Origin of the sequence: Streptomyces sp. NPDC003036 (assembly GCF_040611175.1) — a bacterium.
In the GTDB taxonomy this organism is placed as follows: Bacteria; Actinomycetota; Actinomycetes; order Streptomycetales; family Streptomycetaceae; genus Streptomyces.
Map to the genome: position 1 here is coordinate 72,602 of NZ_JBEXNO010000014.1, position 16,295 is coordinate 88,896.

The window sequence follows — 16,295 nt, forward strand, 5'->3', positions numbered from 1 at the left end:
CTCACCGCTGGGCCGGATCCCGCCATTGGAGCTTCGTCACAACGATCGAGCCCGGCATGGCACCCGCCTTGTCGGGATCGCCACCGTAACCGCCGACACGGCAGCGGGGGAAGAGCCGCAGCCACCCACCGGCCTCGGGGCGGGGCCCACCGGCCCGCTCGCGAGCACGGCGAACGGCCCAGACACCCGGCCGACCCCCAGCGGCTCAGAGCACCGCGCCGAAAGCCGCACCAAGGGCGTACGTCACCGCCGCCGCCGCGCCGCCCAGCGCCAGCTGGCGCAGGCCGCTGTACCACCAGCTGCGCGCGGTCACGCGCGCCACCAGCGCGCCGCAGGCGAACAGCCCGAACAGCGCCAGTAGCACCGCCGGCCACAGCGCGGTCGCGCCGAGCAGGTACGGCAGGACGGGCAGGAGCGCGCCGAGCGCGAAGGACCCGAAGGACGACAGCGCGGCGACCGTGGGCGACGGCAGGTCGTCCGGGTCGATGCCGAGCTCCTCGCGGGCGTGGATCTCCAGCGCCTGCTCGGGGTCCCTCGACAGCTGCATGGCGACCTCGCGGGCGAGCGGAGGCTCCACGCCCCGGGCCACGTACAGCGCGGCGAGCTCCTCCATCTCGTCGACCGGGTGCTTGCGCAACTGGTGGCGTTCGACGTCCAGTTCCGCCTCGACCAGCTCCCGCTGGGACGCGACGGACGTGTACTCGCCGGCCGCCATGGAGAAGGCGCCCGCCGCGAGCCCGGCCAGCCCCGTGATCACGATGGTCTGCTGGGAGACCGCACCGCCCGCGACACCGGTCATCAGCGCGAGGTTCGACACGAGCCCGTCCATCGCACCGAACACCGCCGGACGCAGCCAGCCGCCGTTCACATCGCGGTGCGTGTGGTTGTCGCGGTGCGCCTCGTGAAGCGTCGCCTCGGTTTCGATGATGGACACAGCTCTCCCCTTGCGTCGTGCGGCGGGTCCGTACGTCCCGCACCCCCTCAACACCTCGAAAGTACGCGCGATGTAAGGGGCGCGCCAGCAAGGCAGGCTTTACTAACCACCCGTCACCGGGGCGTCATCGGGGTGACAGAGGGGCCCTCCGCGACAACCACCCGTGCCCGCGTGGCACGCATCCAGGAAGCGGACGATCGACGCGCATCGAAAGGCCCACGCGATGGAGTCGAAGTCGACGGCACCTCCGGTCCTCCTCGACCGCGCCCGGGGAGCGCTGCTCGGACTGGCCGTCGGAGACGCGCTCGGGGCGCCCGCCGAGAACATGCGGCCGTCCGAGATCCGCCGCCGATGGGGCCGTATCGAGGGCTTCGTCGCCGAGGACCCGGCCGGTACGGACGACACGGAGTACGCGATCTTCTCCGGGCTGCTCCTGGCCCGCCACGGCTCGGCGCTGACGGTCGCGCACGTCGAGAAGGCATGGCACCACTGGATCGCGGACCTGGACGAGGGCCCGTTCCGGGGCGCGGGCTTCAGCGAGCGCGGCACGCTGGAGAACCTCCGGCGGGGCCTCGCCGCCCCCATCTCGGCGCAGCACCGGCACGCCTGGAGCGACGGGCTGGCCATACGGGCGGCGCCGTTCGGGGTGTTCGCGGCGGGGCGGCCGGCGGAGGCGGCGCGGCTGGTGGCGATCGACGGCTCGGTCAGCCACGAGGGCGAGGGCATCTACGGCGGCCAGGCGGTCGCGGCGGGCGTCGCGGCGGCCATGTCCGGCGCCGACCCGGCCTCGGTCATCGCCGCCGCGCTGTCGGTCGTGCCGATGGACTCGTGGACCGCGCGCTCGATGCGCCGCGCGGTCGTCGCGGCCCAGCGCGTACAGCCGGACCCGCTCGTCCGCGAGCGCGCCGTCCGCTCCGCCGTCGTCATCGGCGGCTACCCGTGGACGGACCTGGCCCCGGAGGCGGTCGGCCTGGCCTTCGGCGCGTTCGCGGCGGCGCGCGGCGATTTCCGTACGTCGGTCCTGACCGCGGTGAACATGGGCCGCGACGCCGACACGACGGCGGCGGTAGCGGGCGCCCTGTCCGGCGCCCTGTCGGGGGCGTCGGCGATCCCCCCGGAGTGGTCGGCCTCCATCGGCCCGGTCCGCGGCAGCTGCCTGCCGTCCATGCGCGGCTACCACGTCCTGGACATCGCGGACCTCCTCACCCCCGACGAATGCGAGGCCCGCTGATGCCCCAGACCCCCTTCTCCGGCGACCCGCTCGGCGACCCGCTCGCCCGTACGGGCTACGCCTCCCTGTCCGCGCCGCCGCAGGCACCGGCAGTCGCGCCGGGCGTTGCCGCCGGTTCCGCCGGTTCCGCCGACGGGGGCCTGCTCGCGCCCTGGGACCCCGCAGCGGCCACCCCCGCCCCGGGGCAGGGCCCGGCGGAAGACTTGGAGCGACACACCGCACGGCACGCACCCCCGCGGCCCCGCTCGGCGAGCCGCATCGAGGGCCTGCTCCTCGGCCTGGCCGCGGGCGATGCCGCCGGGTGGCCGGCCGCGCGGCACCGGGCCGCCCGGATGCCCGAGTGGACCCGTCGCCTCACCCGTGAGCTGGACACCTTCGCCGAACAGAACGCCACCACCACCCTCCCCGTCCCCATCGCCCTCAACCAGCCGCCCGAGCCCCTGCGCCTCGGCCCCTCCGACGACGCCGAGTGGGCGGTCTTCACCGCCGAGACGCTCCTCACCGCCGGCGGTGAGCTGCTGCGCGGGCTCCCTGCCGGCCGCCGCCTGTGCGCCGCCGTCGATCTGGCCTGGAACGCCCTCGCCGCCGAGATCGCCGCGGCCGCCGACCGCGCCCCCGAGGTGGAGTCGGCCGTCCTCCCCCTCCGCGCCCGCATCTCCGTACGCGCCGGTCTCGGCAACCTCGCCACCGGCCTGCGCCCGCCCGCCACGGGCCACGACAATCCGCACTACTTCGACGACGCCGCCTGCGTGCGCGCGGCCGTCCTCGCCGTGGCGCACCCGGGCGACCCGCGCGCCGCGGCCGAGCTCGCGGAGTTCGACGCGCGCTACACGCAGGACGGCGACGGGGTCCACGGCGCCCGCGCCATGGCCGCCGCGGTCGCCGCGGCGCTCGGCGGCGCGCCGGTCGACGAGGCGGTCGACGCCGCGCTCGACCAGCTGCCGTACGCCACCGAGATCGGCCGCAACGCCCAGCACGCCACCCGGCTCGCCCGCGCCGCCGACACCGCCTTCGAGCTGGTCCCGCTGCTGGAGCACCAGATCGTCGACCACGTCTACAGCTACGGCATCGCCGCCGCCGAGACCGTCCCGGTCGCCCTGGCACTCGCCGTCGCCGCCCGCGGCCGGGTGACGGAGGCGGTGCCGGCGGCGGCCTGCCTGTCCCGGGTCGCCGACTCCGCCCCGGCTCTCGCGGGCGCGCTGACCGGCGCGTTCAGCGGCGGCGACGGCGTGCCGGCCACCTGGCGGGAGGCGTGCCGCACGCTCGCGGGCTGTGCGCTGCCCCGCCTCGCGGGCACGGACCTCGTGGAACTCGCCGGGCGGCTGGCACACACGGAACTCACCGCGCCGGGTGGACAATTCCGACATGACGACCATCACCCCCACACCCTCGACCCTCGAGGACCGGATCACCGGGAGCCTCATCGGAGCCGCCGTCGGTGACGCGCTCGGCGGCCCGGTCGAGGGGTACAGCCCCGAGCAGATCGCGGAACGCCACTTCGGCCGCGTCACCGGCATCGTCGGCCCCTGGCACGGCGACGCCTGGCGCACCGCCCGGCCCCTCGCCCCGTACCACAAGGGCGACGGGCACGTCACCGACGACACCCTGATGACCCACGCGCTGATCCGCGTGTACGACACGGTCCGCGACCACCTCGACGCGTACGCCATCGCCGACCACCTCGTCCCCGACCTCGTCTCCACCCCCCGCTGGATCCCGGAACTCGAGGCCGAGGCGCTGCCCCTCCAGCGGCTCTTCCTCGCGGAGAAGTGGCTGGTGGCGCGGATCCACTACGGCCATGTGGACCCGCGCGAGGCGGGCACCGGAAACATCGTCAACTGCGGCGCCGCGATGTACATGGCGCCCGTCGGCCTGGTCAACGCCGCCAACCCGGAGGCCGCGTACGCCGAGGCCCTCGACATCGCCGGCGCGCACCAGTCGTCCTACGGCCGCGAGGCGGCGGGCGTCTTCGCCGCGGCCGTCGCCGAGGCCTGCCGGCCGATGGCGACACCGACGACCGTGGTGGACGCGGCGCTCGCCCTCGCCAAGGACGGCACCCGGGCGGCGATCGAGGCCGTGTGCGAGGTGGCCGCGCTCCACACCGACTTCGAGTCCGCCCTGCGCCCCCTCCGCGAGGCGGTCGCGCCCTTCGACACGGTAGGCCCCGACTACCGCTTCCCCTCCCTGGCCGCCCGCCGGCCCTCACGGCTGCACTCCGTCGAAGAACTCCCCATCGCCCTCGGCATGCTGCTGGTCGGTGAGGGCGACTACCGCCGTACGGTGCTGGGCGCCGTCAACTACGGCCGCGACTGCGACTCCATCGCCACCATGGCGGGCGCGATCGTGGGCGCGCTGCACGGCGAGGCGGCGGTCCCGGCGTTCTGGGTGAAGCAGGTCGCCGAGGCCAGCCGCCTCGACCTGCACGCCCCGGCGGCGGTGCTCGCCGAGGTGGCCCGCGAGATCTTCATGCGGGACACGGTCCGCCGCCGCGCCCACGAGACGGCGTTCATCGCCCTCTCCCCCAAGCCCGGGGTGACCGCGTGAGCGTGCGCCTCACCTGGGTCCAGCCGGAGGACCTGATCGGCCACGAGCTGCGGCAGGCCGCGGAGGACGGCCGCGACGCCTCGGCCGTCGAGGCCCGCTGGCTCGCCGCCGGCGGCACCCGCGCCCCCGCGACGGCCGGCGCCTCCCCCACCGCCGCGCCCCCGCACCTGCGCGCCCTGGCGGAACGCCTCCTGGACGAACTGGCCGCCGTGCCGAGCCCGTTGGCCGCGGCCGAACCCACCTCCCTTCCTCGTATCATCCGCGCCTGCCCCGACTGGCCCTCCCCGGGGCCAACCGCCGCAACCGTGGCGCCCGGCTTCGGCGAGCGGCTGCACGCCGCCTGGCTCGGCCGCGCCGCCGGGTGCCTGCTCGGCAAGCCCGTCGAAAAGCTCCCCCTCTCCGCCATCCGCGCCCTCGCCCGCGCCACCGGGAACTGGCCGCTCACGACCTGGTTCACCTCCAAGGGCCTGCCCCCGGCGCTCGCCGCGGCCCACCCCTGGAACCGCCGGTCCGCCACCACCTCGCTCGCCGAGAACATCGACGGCATGCCCGAGGACGACGACCTCAACCACCCGCTGCTCACCCTCCTGCTCCTCAAGCGGTACGGCCACGGCTTCACCACCGCGGACGTCGCCCGCCTCTGGCTCGACGAGCTCCCCGCCGGCCGCACCTTCACGGCCGAGCGCGTCGCCTACCGCAACCTCCTCTCCGGTCTCGAACCCCCGCTCACCGCCACCCACCGCAACCCGTTCCGCGAGTGGATCGGCGCCCTGATCCGCGCCGACGTCCACGGCTGGACGCACCCCGGCGACCCGGCCGCCGCGGCCGCGCAGGCCCACCGGGACGCGGTGCTCACGCACACCGCGAACGGCGTGTACGGGGCGATGTTCGCCGCCGCCGTCATCGCCACCGCCGCCTCCGGCACCGCCGACGTCCACCGGTCGCTCGCCGCCGGGCTCACCGTCGTCCCGCCGGACTCCCGCCTCGCCCGGGCGGTGCGCTTCGGCATCGCCACGGCCCGCGCCCACGCCGACTTCGACACCGTCACCGACCGCCTCCACACCGCCTACGGCGCCTACCACTGGGTGCACGCCGTCCCGAACGCCGCCCTCCTCTCCGCCGCCCTCACCCACGCGGACGGCGACTTCACCCTCTCCATCTGCCGCGCCGTGTCCGGCGGCTGGGACACCGACTCCAACGGCGCCACCGCCGGCTCCGTCGCCGGCCTCCTCGCCGGGCACCCCGACCGGATCCCGGACCGCTGGACCTCCCCCCTCAAGAACCGGCTCGCCACGTCCGTCCACCCCTTCGACGGCATCGGCTTCGACACACTGGCCGCACGCACGCACGACCTCGCCCACCAGGAGGCACACCGCCCATGACCCACATCGCGGTGCTCGGCAGCACCAACATGGACCTGGTCGCCTATGTGCACCGGGCGCCCAAGCTCGGCGAGACCGTCACCGGGCGCGAGTTCCGTACGGTCCCCGGCGGCAAGGGCGCCAACCAGGCCGTCGCCGCCGCCCGCGCCGGCGCCCGGGTGTCGATGATCGGCGCCGTCGGCTCCGACGACTTCGGCGCCCGTCTGCGCGCCGAGCTCGACGGCGCCGGTGTGGCCACCGAACGCCTCCGTACCGTCGAAGGCCCCTCGGGAACCGCCCACATCGTCGTCGACGACGACGGCGACAACGCGATCATCGTCATCCCCGGGGCGAACGGCACCGTCACCTCCCTCTCCCCCGGCGACGAAACCCTCATCGCCACCGCCCACGCCCTGCTGCTCCAGCTCGAACTCCCCCTCTCCGCCGTCATCGCCGGCGCGGAAGCCGCCCGCCGCCACGGCGTCCGCACCGTCCTCACCCCCGCACCCGCACAGCCGCTGCCGCCCGAACTCCTCGCCGCCACCGACCTGCTGGTGCCCAACGAGCACGAGGCCGCGGCCCTCACCGGCGTCGCCGACCCGCACGCCGCCGCCGAGCAACTGCTGCGGTACGTGCCCGAGGTGGTCATCACCCTGGGCGCGTCCGGCAGCCTCTACGCGGCGCGCGGCGCGAGCCCCGTCACCGTCCCCGCCCCACGCGTCCGGGCCGTGGACACCACCGCCGCCGGCGACACCTTCACCGGCGCCCTCGCCGTGGCGCTCGGCGAGGGCCGGCCCGCACCCGACGCCCTGGCCGGGGCGTCGGCCGCCGCCGCGCTGTCGGTCCAGCGCCCCGGCGCCTCCTCCTCGATGCCGTACCGCTCGGAGATCGACGCCCTATGACCAGCACCGCCTCACCCAGCGCACCTCCCCTCCGAGGACTCCGCGTCCTCGACCTCGCCACCCTCTTCGCCGGCCCGCTCGCGGCGACCATGCTCGGCGACTTCGGCGCCGACGTCATCAAGATCGAACATCCCCGCAGGCCCGACCCGTCCCGTGGCCACGGGCCCGCGAAGGACGGCGTCGGCCTCTGGTGGAAGCTGCTCGGCCGCAACAAACGCACTCTCACCCTCGACCTGTCCACGCCCGGCGGCCGCACCACCCTGCTCCGTCTCGCCGCCACCGCCGACGTGGTCGTCGAGAACTTCCGCCCCGGCACCCTGGAGCGCTGGGGCCTCGGCTGGCCCGAGCTCTCCGCCGCCAACGACCGGCTGGTCCTGGCCCGCGTCACCGGCTTCGGCCAGACCGGCCCCTATGCCCACCGCCCCGGCTTCGGCACCCTCGCCGAGGCGATGAGCGGCTTCGCCGCCATCACCGGCGAGCCCGACGGCCCGCCCACGCTCCCTCCCTTCGGTCTCGCCGACTCCATCGCCGCCCTGGCCACGGCCTACGCCGTGATGACCGCCCTGCACGCCCGCACCGCCACCGGCCGCGGCCAGGTCGTCGACATGGCGATCATCGAACCGATCCTCACGGTCCTCGGCCCGCAACCGCTCTGGTACGACCAGCTCGGCTACGTCCAGCCCCGCACCGGCAACCGCTCCCGCAACAACGCCCCGCGCAACACCTACCGCACCGCCGACGGCTCCTGGCTGGCCGTCTCCACCTCCGCCCAGTCCGTCGCCGAGCGCGTGATGCGCCTGGTCGGCCGCCCCGACCTCATCGACGAGCCGTGGTTCGCCGAAGGCACCACTCGCGCGGACCACGCCGAGGAGCTCGACGAGGCGGTCGGCGGCTGGATCGCCCGGCACACCCGCGAGGAGGCCATGGCCGCGTTCGAGAAGGCCGAGGCGGCGATCGCCCCGATCTACGACATCCGCGACGTCATGGAGGACCCCCAGTACCGGGCACTGGAGACCATCACCGAAGTCCCCGACCCCGAGCTCGGCCCGATCCGTATGCAGAACATCCTCTTCCGCCTCTCCGAGACCCCCGGCTCCATCCGCTGGTCCGGCCGCCCGCACGGCGCGGACACCGACGCCGTCCTCGGCGAACTCGGCCTGTCCGCCGCCGAGATCACCGCCCTGCGCGCCGAGGGCGCCGTATGACCCCCGGGACCCCCATCCCGCTCACTTTCCTCTACGCGCCCGGCGACCGCCCCGACGTGGTCGCGAAAGCGCTGCGCTCAGGCGCCGACGTGGTGGTGGTCGACCTGGAGGACGCGGTGGCGCCCGACCGCAGGGCGTACGCCCTGGACGCCACGGTCGACCTGCTCTCCTCCCCCCACCCCGTACCGATCCACGTCCGCCTCCCCGGTCCCCGCGACACCGCGCACGACAACACCGCCCTCGCATCGCTGGCCTCCCTCCCCGGCCTCGCCGCTCTGCGTGTTCCCAAGGTGACACACGGCACTGACATTCAGCGGATCGCGGCCCTCGCCCCGGGCGTCCCGCTCCACCCGCTGCTGGAATCCGCCCTGGCCATCGAGCGGGCGCACGCCATCGCCACCGCCCACCCCGCCGTCCGCTCCCTCGCCATCGGCGAGGCGGACCTCCGCGCCGACCTGGGGGTACGCGACGACCGCGGGCTCGACTGGTCGCGCGGCCGCGTCGTGGTCGCCGCCCGCGCCGCGGGACTGGCGCCGCCCGCCCAGTCGGTCCACCCCGACATCCGCGACCTCGACGGCCTCGCCGCGTCCTGCGCCCACGGCCGCGCCCTGGGCTTCCTGGGCCGCGCCGCGATCCACCCCCGCCAGCTCCCGGTCATCGAACGGGCCTACCTGCCCACCCCCGAGGAGGTCGCGGGGGCGGAGGAGATCGTCGCGGCCGGCGCCTCCGGTGCGGGTGCGCTGGCTCTGCCGGACGGCCGCTTCGTCGACGCGGCGATCGTGGCGGAGGCCCGCCGCACGCTGGCCCTCGCCCGCCGCCGGGCCTGACGTCACCCCCGTACGCACGAGGCGGGCGCCGGAACCCCTCGGTCCCGGCGGCCGCCTCGCAGCTGCTTACCGCGTCAGCGCGGTCCGGCGGATTTCGCCTGCGCGTCCGCCTCGCCGTCCGCCTCCGCGCTCCCCTCAGCCTCCGCGGCGCCCGCGGGCGCGGAATCCGTAGGGGCGGAGTCCGCGGGCTCGGTGCCGGCGCCGTCCTTGCCGTTCCCCGCCTTCTCGGCGGGCGCGTCCGGCTCCACGACCTCCTCGCGCCCCGGCCGTACTCGCGCCGAGATCACGATGTACGCGACCGCCGCCAGGAAGACCAGGATCGCGGTCCACACGTTGAGCCGGAGGCCCAGGATGTGGTGCGCCTCGTCGACGCGCATGTACTCGATCCAGCCCCGCCCGGCGCAGTACGCCGCCACGTAGAGCGCGAAGGCGCGCCCGTGGCCGAGCGTGAAGCGGCGGTCCGCCCAGATCACCAGGAGCGCCACGCCGACGCACCACAGCGACTCGTACAGGAACGTCGGGTGGTAGAGCCCCGCCTCGCGGTTCACGCCCTCGCTGATCTCGAGCGCCCACGGCAGGTCGGTCGGCTTGCCGTACAGCTCCTGGTTGAACCAGTTGCCCCAGCGCCCGATGGCCTGCGCGAAGGCGATGCCGGGCGCGATCGCGTCCGCGTACGCCGGCAGCGGGATGCCGCGGCGGCGGCAGCCGATCCAGGCGCCGAGAGCGCCGAGGGCGATCGCGCCCCAGATGCCGAGTCCGCCCTCCCAGATCTTGAAGGCGTCGACCCAGTCCTCACCCTCGCTGAAGTACAGCTGGTAGTCGGTGATGACGTGGTAGAGCCGGCCGCCGACGAGGCCGAAGGGCACCGCCCAGACGGCGATGTCGGCCACGGTGCCGGCACGGCCGCCCCGGGCGAGCCAGCGCCTGTTGCCGTACCAGACGGCGACGAAGACACCGATGATGATGCAGAAGGCGTAGCCGCGCAGCGGGAGCGGTCCGAGGTGGATCACACCGGTCGACGGGCTCGGAATGTAGGCAAGGTCCATGGCAGGACCGACGCTACCGTGCCGGGCGGGAGACACGGGAACCCGCCCGGCAAAGACTGCATAACAAGCCGGGCGGTCAGCTCCGCTCGGGCGACGGGGAACCCTGGCCGGACGGGGAGCCAGGGGCCGAGGGTGAGGCGGGCGCCGTGGGGAAGGCCGTGCCCCGCTTCTTGCCCTCGTTGGCCTCGGCGACCCACTTCTTCAGGTTCTCCACGGAGATCTGCTCCTTGCCCTTGGTCGGGAAGATCGATTCTCCGTTGAGCAGCACGGTCGGCGTCCCCCGGAAGTCGCCCTCCCGGAAGGCCTGGGCCGACTTGTTGACCCAGCCGTCGTGCTTGCCCTCCGTCACACAGCTGCGGAAGGCCGGCGTGTCCAGGCCCGGGACCTTCGCCGCCAGCGCGAAGAGCCGGTCGTCCTTGGCGAAGGCGTCGTCCGGCTCGGGGGGCTGGTTCTGGTAGAGGACGTCGTGGTACGGCACGAACTTGCCGGCGTCCTGGGCGCAGGCCGCGGCGTTCGCGGCGTTCAGCGAGCCGGTGCCGCCCATGTTGCCGTCGATGATCGTGGCGAGGTGGTACTCGACCTTGACCTGGCCCGACTCGGTCAGCTCGTGGACGGTGTCCCGGACGGCGTTCTCGAACTGGGCGCAGGCCGGGCAGCGGAAGTCCTCCCAGATCGTGAGCGTGGACGGGGCGTCCGTGGCGCCGACGGGGATCGCCAGGCCGTCCTTGCCCGCCGCTCCGGAGGGCGCCGCAACCGGGCCGTCGCCGGAGCCGTCGCTCTGGTCGCCGGTGTTAGCGGCGATGACGCCGACCACCGCGGCCAGGCCGAGCACGCCGACGACGGCCGCCGACACGAGCAGGGTGCGCCTGCGCCGGTCCCGCGCCTTCTGCTGCTCGCGTTCCTTCTGGAGCCGTTCGCGCGCGCTCCGCTTGCCTGCACTGTTCTTCTCGCTCACGCCCACAGCAACGAACCGGGGAGGCGCGGGCGCGCCTCCCCGGTCCAGATCCACCCGTACGAGCTACGAAACCTGCCGCACTCCTCGCGCGAGTTCGCCCGCCAGTTCCCGTACGGCGGCGATGCCCGCGGCGTGGTCCTCGGCGTCGAGCATCCGCTTGACGAAGGCGGAGCCGACGATGACGCCGTCGGCGAAGGTGGCGACCTCGGCGGCCTGTTCGGCGTTGGAGACGCCGAGGCCGACGCAGACCGGCAGCTCGGTGGTGGCGCGGGTGCGCCGCACCAGGTCGGCGGCCTGGGCGCCGACCGACTCGCGGGTGCCGGTGACGCCCATCAGGGAGGCGGCGTACACGAAGCCGCTCCCCGCGCGCGTGATGGTGGCCAGCCGCTCGTCCTTGCTGCTCGGCGCGACGACGAAGACGGTGGCGAGGCCGTGCTTCTCGGCGTGCTCGCGCCACAGCGCGGACTCCTGGACGGGCAGGTCGGGCAGGATGCAGCCGGCACCGCCCGCCTCAGCCAGCTCGGCGGTGAAGCGCTCGACGCCGTACCGGTCGATGGGGTTCCAGTACGTCATCACGAGGACCGGCTTGCCGGTGGCCTGGTGGGCCTCGCGGACCGTGCGCATCACGTCGGCGATCTTCACGCCGCCGCGCAGCGCGATGTCGTCGGCGGTCTGGATGACCGGGCCGTCCAGGACCGGGTCGCTGTGCGGCAGGCCGACCTCGACGATGTCGGCGCCCCCGTCGAGGACGGCCCTGACGGCCTCGATGCCGCCGTCGACGGTGGGGAAGCCGGCCGGGAGGTAGGCGATGAGGGCGGCGCGCTTCTCCGCCTTGGCCTGCTCCAGAGTGTCCTGAAGCAGCTGGATGTTCCCGCTCACTTGGTCTCCCCCTGGGTGTCGCGCTGGATCTCGGCGGCGCCGTTCTCGGCGGAGGCGTCGGCCTCGACCACGGCGGGCGGCTCGGCGTCGTACAGTCCGAAATAGCGGGCGGCGGTGTCCATGTCCTTGTCGCCGCGGCCGGAGAGGTTGACGACGATCAGGCCGTCCTCACCGAGCTCGCGCCCGACCTCCAGGGCGCCGGCCAGCGCGTGCGCCGACTCGATGGCCGGGATGATGCCCTCCGTGCGGGACAGCAGGCGCAGGGCCTGCATCGCCGCGTCGTCGGTCACCGCGCGGTACTCGCCGCGCCCGCTGTCCTTGAGGTACGCGTGCTCCGGGCCGATGCCCGGGTAGTCCAGGCCGGCCGAGATGGAGTACGGCTCGGTGATCTGGCCCTCCTCGTCCTGGAGGACGTAGGAGCGGGAGCCGTGCAGGATGCCGGGCTCGCCCGCGGTGAGGGTGGCGGCGTGCTCGCCGGTCTCGACGCCGTGTCCGGCGGGCTCGCAGCCCACCAGCCGGACGGACGCGTCCGGGATGAACGCGTGGAACAGGCCGATGGCGTTGGAGCCGCCGCCGACGCAGGCGATCGCCGCGTCGGGCAGCCGGCCCGCCCGCTCCAGGATCTGGCGGCGGGCCTCGACGCCGATGACGCGGTGGAAGTCGCGCACCATGGCCGGGAAGGGGTGCGGGCCGGCGACCGTGCCGAAGAGGTAGTGCGTGTGGTCGACGTTGGCGACCCAGTCGCGGAACGCCTCGTTGATGGCGTCCTTCAGGGTGCGGCTGCCGGACTTCACGGGGATGACCTCGGCGCCGAGCATGCGCATCCGGGCGACGTTCAGCGCCTGGCGCTGGGTGTCGATCTCGCCCATGTAGATGGTGCACTCGAGGCCGAAGAGGGCGCAGGCGGTGGCGGTGGCGACACCGTGCTGGCCGGCGCCGGTCTCGGCGATGACGCGCGTCTTGCCCATGCGCTTGGTGAGCAGGGCCTGGCCCAGCACGTTGTTGATCTTGTGCGAGCCGGTGTGGTTGAGGTCCTCGCGCTTGAGGAAGACCCGCGCGCCGCCGGCGTGCCGGGCGAACCGGGGCACCTCGGTGAGGGCGCTGGGGCGGCCGGTGTAGTTCATCAGCAGGTCGTCGAGCTCGGCCGCGAAGGCGGGGTCGGCCTTGGCCTTCTCGTACTCGACGGCGACCTCGTCGACCGCGGCGACGAGCGCCTCGGGGATGAACTTGCCGCCGTAGGCACCGAAGTAGCCCTCGGTGCTCGGGACGTGACCCTGGGGGTCGGGAATGAAGAACTCGCTGGGCATGCGACTGCTCCTCACGGGGGCGGGAACGCCCCCGGATGTCTCGTGGGACGGTGGTCACGGTGTGCGCCGACGCCACCGCTCCCGGCCCGTCGCACGGACGCCCTGGGACACCCCGGTGAGGGGGGCGCGAGGGGGCGCGAGGGAGCAGTGGGCTAGCGGTGGTGGAGGCGCGCGGTGCGCGCGCGCCATCGCATGCCGTTGACCTGGCCGGGCTCGTCGCCGATGACGTAGCGGACGCGGCGCCCGTGCACCCGCCGGGCCGGGGCCCGGCAGCCGCGCGGACGGCAGCCGCGGGCGAGCCGGGCGTACGCGTCGGGGAGGGCGTACGGGCCGGTCGCGAGGCCCGTCGCGTACGGGTGGCGGGGCCGGTCGGCCGCCGCGGAGGCGACGCCCACGCCCGTGCCCACGCACGCGCGGGTGACGGCGGTGGCGGAAGCCGTGTGAGAAGGCGAGGGAGAAGCCGTGCGACCGGCCGCCCGCGCGCACGCCTCGTCGGCCGACGGCACCCGGCGCGAGGGCGCGGGGTGCGGGGTCGGCGCGAGGGCGCGGGCGGCGGCGGTCATGGCAGGGTCAGCCCCGTCCGTGCCGCAGGGCGGGGTGGGCGCCGGCGGCGACCAGGTCGGCCACCGCGGCCTTGGGGTCGCGGCCGGTGACGAGCGACTCGCCGACGAGGACGGCGTCGGCCCCCGCGTTGGCGTACGCGATCAGGTCGTGCGGGCCGCGGATGCCGGACTCGGCGACCTTGACGATCCCGGCCGGGATCTCGGGGGCGACCCGCTCGAAGGTGAAGCGGTCGACCTCGAGGGTCTTCAGGTTGCGCGCGTTGACGCCGATGACGCGGGCGCCCGCTGCGACGGCCCGGTCGACCTCCTCCTCGTCGTGGACCTCGACGAGCGGGGTGAGGCCGATGGTCTCGGCCCGCTCGATGAGGGACTCCAGCGCGGGCTGGTCGAGGGCCGCGACGATCAGCAGGGCGAGGTCGGCGCCGTACGCCCGGGCCTCCCACAGCTGGTAGGCGGTGACGATGAAGTCCTTGCGCAGGACGGGGATGTCGACCCGGGCGCGGACGGCTTCCAGGTCGGCGAGGGAGCCGCCGAAGCGGCGCTGTTCGGTCAGGACGGAGATGACGGCGGCGCCGCCCGCTTCGTAGTCCGCGGCGAGTCCGGCCGGGTCGGCGATCGCGGCGAGCGCTCCCTTGGACGGGCTGGAGCGCTTGACCTCGCAGATGACCTGAACGCCGTCGCCGCGGAGCGCGGCCGCGCCGTCCTTGGCCTGGGGCGCCTTCGCCGCCCGCTCCTTGAGCTCGTCGAGGGAGACCCGCGCCTGCCGCTCCGCGAGGTCGGCGCGTACGCCCTCGATGATCTCGTCGAGCACACTCACGCGAGAGGCCCCCTTCCGGAGGGTGATGTTGGAGCCGGATCAGTCACCTCGATGGTATCCGCCGACGGCGACAGTGTGCGCACCCGGTGGTGCGCACCGCCCTGGCCTGCGGCTTCACGGAGCGAGCGCGGAGCCGAACGGCAGGTTTCGGACGACGGCGAAGAGAACCAGGAGGGCGCCGAAGGACCAGACCCACAGCGGCCCGACGTCGATCCGTACGGGCAGCGCGCGCACGGCCCGTACGAGCCAGACGGCCATCAGGACGGCGAAGACGGCGTATCCGGCGACGGCGAGGGCGTTGGCCCCGAGGGCAGTGGCCAGGTCACCGTGGATGAAGGCGTGGGCGCTGCGCAGGCCCCCGCAGCCGGGGCAGTACAGGCCGGTGAACCGCAGCAGGGGGCAGACCGGGTAGTGCCCGGGCTCGTTGGGGTCGACGGCGCCCACGTACGCGAAGGCGGCGGCGACCGCGGCCAGCGTGCCGACGGGCGCCGCGAGGCGCCGGGCGAGCGGGGGCGGGGTCGGAGTCGGGGCGTGCGGGCCCGGGGCGTGCGGCGGTACCGGGGCGTGCGGGGCGGGGCTGCTCGGCATGGCGTCGTCCACCCGGGGATTGTCTCCGGTCATACGGAAAGGCGCAGCCCGGCCGTGCCGGACCGCGCCCCGTGTCGCCGGTGCGCCCGAACGCGTCAGGAGCGGCCCGCGTGCGCGGTCTCGGGCGTGTGGTCGGCGCGGGCGGCCTCCTCGCGGGCGCGCTCCAGCTCCGGAGCCGGCTTCTGGCCGAGGCCAGCGGCCTTCATGGCAGCACCGACGACACCGCCGAGCAGGACGACGCCGATACCCGCCCAGAAACCCACCGGGTTGTTCGCCACCATGAAGGCACCGGCGACGCAGAAGCCGGCGAAGGAGATGATGACACCGGTCCAGGCGGCCGGGGTGTGTCCGTGGTCGCTGCCCGCCATGAGTTGCTCCTCGTTGATGTTGCTCTTGTTACGGCCCCGCCGAGTGCGGACGCTCGCCGTCATTGTTCCGCACGCGCGCGTGCGGGGTGATCCGGGGTCACCCTCGGGTGGGGTCCTCGCCGCGGTCGAGGGCCTTCCACAGCTCCTCGGGGCGGTCCGGGTCCGCGGGCCGCCGCGCCGCGCGCGCCCGGGGGGCGCCGTCGCGTTCGTACCGCCCGGACATGGCGGGCCAGGTCCGGCCGTAACGCAGGGCCAGCAGACCGGCCAGCAGGATCAGCAGGCCGCCGGCCGCCGCGACGTACGGCCAGGCGGTGTGCGTGAGGGCCTCCACGCGGGCCGCGGTGTCCCCGGTGGTGCGCGCCGCCTTCTCGTCCAGCGCGGCGCTGTCGGAGGCGCCCAGGTACGCGGCGGCCGCCGCTCCGGCGCCGCTGAGCGTGAGCAGCAGCGAGACCAGGAGCCGGCCGGCCCTGCGGACCGCGAAGACGGCCACCAGGGCCGCGAGGCCCACGATGGCGAGCGCGGTGGGTACGCCGGTGACGTCGCCGCCCGCGGCGTCGAGCGGGGCCGTGCCGCCGCCGACCGCGACAGCGCCCTCCGCCCAGGTCTGCCCGGAGGCGAGCAGGACGACGGCCGCTCCGACGGCGCCGAGGAACAGGGCCGCGGCGAGACTGCGACGGCCGCGGGTGGCGGCCGTCGTCTCGTCCGCGCGCGTGGCACGGGGCTGGGGTACGGATGCGGCACTCACGTACTCCACTATCCCTTACGCCG

The 16,295-nt window shown here is 74.9% G+C and carries 17 protein-coding genes; 7 read left to right on the plus strand and 10 right to left on the minus strand.

Annotated features, from left to right (window positions below; translation table 11 throughout):
- Positions 1 to 205: 205 nt before the first annotated feature.
- The gene (locus ABZX67_RS13035) at positions 206 to 934 is read right to left on the minus strand and encodes a VIT1/CCC1 transporter family protein (RefSeq protein ID WP_355358311.1); all 729 of its coding nucleotides are present in this window, start codon (positions 932 to 934) and stop codon (positions 206 to 208) included.
- Between the two features lie 223 nt (positions 935 to 1,157).
- On the opposite strand from ABZX67_RS13035, the gene ABZX67_RS13040 reads away from it, so the two are divergent.
- The 7 genes from ABZX67_RS13040 to ABZX67_RS13070 are packed head-to-tail and all read left to right on the plus strand — an operon-like array spanning position 1,158 to position 9,004.
- Positions 1,158 to 2,165, plus strand: coding sequence for an ADP-ribosylglycohydrolase family protein (locus ABZX67_RS13040; RefSeq protein WP_355358314.1), 1,008 nt, complete (start codon positions 1,158 to 1,160; stop codon positions 2,163 to 2,165).
- Positions 2,165 to 3,607 (plus strand): ADP-ribosylglycohydrolase family protein, encoded by a 1,443-nt coding sequence (locus ABZX67_RS13045; RefSeq protein WP_355358317.1) that lies wholly within the window; start codon positions 2,165 to 2,167, stop codon positions 3,605 to 3,607. Before ABZX67_RS13040 ends, ABZX67_RS13045 begins: the two co-directional genes overlap by 1 nt.
- Positions 3,531 to 4,709, plus strand: coding sequence for an ADP-ribosylglycohydrolase family protein (locus ABZX67_RS13050; protein WP_355358320.1), 1,179 nt, complete (start codon positions 3,531 to 3,533; stop codon positions 4,707 to 4,709). Before ABZX67_RS13045 ends, ABZX67_RS13050 begins: the two co-directional genes overlap by 77 nt.
- On the plus strand, positions 4,706 to 6,091 hold the full coding sequence (locus ABZX67_RS13055) for an ADP-ribosylglycohydrolase family protein (RefSeq protein WP_355358323.1): 1,386 nt from the start codon (positions 4,706 to 4,708) through the stop codon (positions 6,089 to 6,091). Before ABZX67_RS13050 ends, ABZX67_RS13055 begins: the two co-directional genes overlap by 4 nt.
- On the plus strand, positions 6,088 to 6,972 hold the full coding sequence (gene rbsK, locus ABZX67_RS13060) for a ribokinase (protein ID WP_355358326.1): 885 nt from the start codon (positions 6,088 to 6,090) through the stop codon (positions 6,970 to 6,972). The genes ABZX67_RS13055 and rbsK overlap by 4 nt, the downstream gene beginning before the upstream one ends.
- A complete protein-coding gene (locus ABZX67_RS13065; RefSeq protein WP_355358329.1) occupies positions 6,969 to 8,177 on the plus strand; it encodes a CoA transferase in 1,209 nt (402 codons plus the stop codon). Before rbsK ends, ABZX67_RS13065 begins: the two co-directional genes overlap by 4 nt.
- Entirely contained in the window at positions 8,174 to 9,004 is an 831-nt protein-coding gene (locus ABZX67_RS13070; protein ID WP_355358332.1) for a CoA ester lyase, read from the plus strand. Before ABZX67_RS13065 ends, ABZX67_RS13070 begins: the two co-directional genes overlap by 4 nt.
- 74 nt (positions 9,005 to 9,078) lie before the next feature.
- On the opposite strand, the gene lgt is transcribed toward ABZX67_RS13070, so the two are convergent.
- From lgt to ABZX67_RS13115, 9 genes are all read right to left on the minus strand, one after another.
- Positions 9,079 to 10,050, minus strand: a complete 972-nt coding sequence (lgt, locus tag ABZX67_RS13075) for a prolipoprotein diacylglyceryl transferase (protein WP_355358335.1) — start codon at positions 10,048 to 10,050, stop codon at positions 9,079 to 9,081.
- A gap of 76 nt (positions 10,051 to 10,126) precedes the next feature.
- Positions 10,127 to 11,005, minus strand: a complete 879-nt coding sequence (locus ABZX67_RS13080) for a thioredoxin domain-containing protein (protein WP_355358338.1) — start codon at positions 11,003 to 11,005, stop codon at positions 10,127 to 10,129.
- Between the two features lie 63 nt (positions 11,006 to 11,068).
- Positions 11,069 to 11,884, minus strand: coding sequence for a tryptophan synthase subunit alpha (gene trpA, locus ABZX67_RS13085; protein WP_355358341.1), 816 nt, complete (start codon positions 11,882 to 11,884; stop codon positions 11,069 to 11,071).
- Complete coding sequence (gene trpB, locus ABZX67_RS13090) at positions 11,881 to 13,191, minus strand: tryptophan synthase subunit beta (protein WP_355358344.1); 1,311 nt, start codon at positions 13,189 to 13,191, stop codon at positions 11,881 to 11,883. The genes trpA and trpB overlap by 4 nt, the downstream gene beginning before the upstream one ends.
- A gap of 152 nt (positions 13,192 to 13,343) precedes the next feature.
- Positions 13,344 to 13,754 (minus strand): hypothetical protein, encoded by a 411-nt coding sequence (locus ABZX67_RS13095; RefSeq protein WP_355358526.1) that lies wholly within the window; start codon positions 13,752 to 13,754, stop codon positions 13,344 to 13,346.
- Between the two features lie 7 nt (positions 13,755 to 13,761).
- Complete coding sequence (gene trpC / locus ABZX67_RS13100) at positions 13,762 to 14,571, minus strand: indole-3-glycerol phosphate synthase TrpC (RefSeq protein WP_355358347.1); 810 nt, start codon at positions 14,569 to 14,571, stop codon at positions 13,762 to 13,764.
- A gap of 114 nt (positions 14,572 to 14,685) precedes the next feature.
- A complete protein-coding gene (locus tag ABZX67_RS13105) occupies positions 14,686 to 15,159 on the minus strand; it encodes a DUF2752 domain-containing protein (RefSeq protein ID WP_355358511.1) in 474 nt (157 codons plus the stop codon).
- A gap of 95 nt (positions 15,160 to 15,254) precedes the next feature.
- A complete protein-coding gene (locus tag ABZX67_RS13110; protein ID WP_355358350.1) occupies positions 15,255 to 15,527 on the minus strand; it encodes an HGxxPAAW family protein in 273 nt (90 codons plus the stop codon).
- A 97-nt stretch (positions 15,528 to 15,624) separates the two neighbouring features.
- Entirely contained in the window at positions 15,625 to 16,281 is a 657-nt protein-coding gene (locus ABZX67_RS13115; protein ID WP_355358353.1) for a TIGR02234 family membrane protein, read from the minus strand.
- Positions 16,282 to 16,295 lie beyond the last annotated feature (14 nt).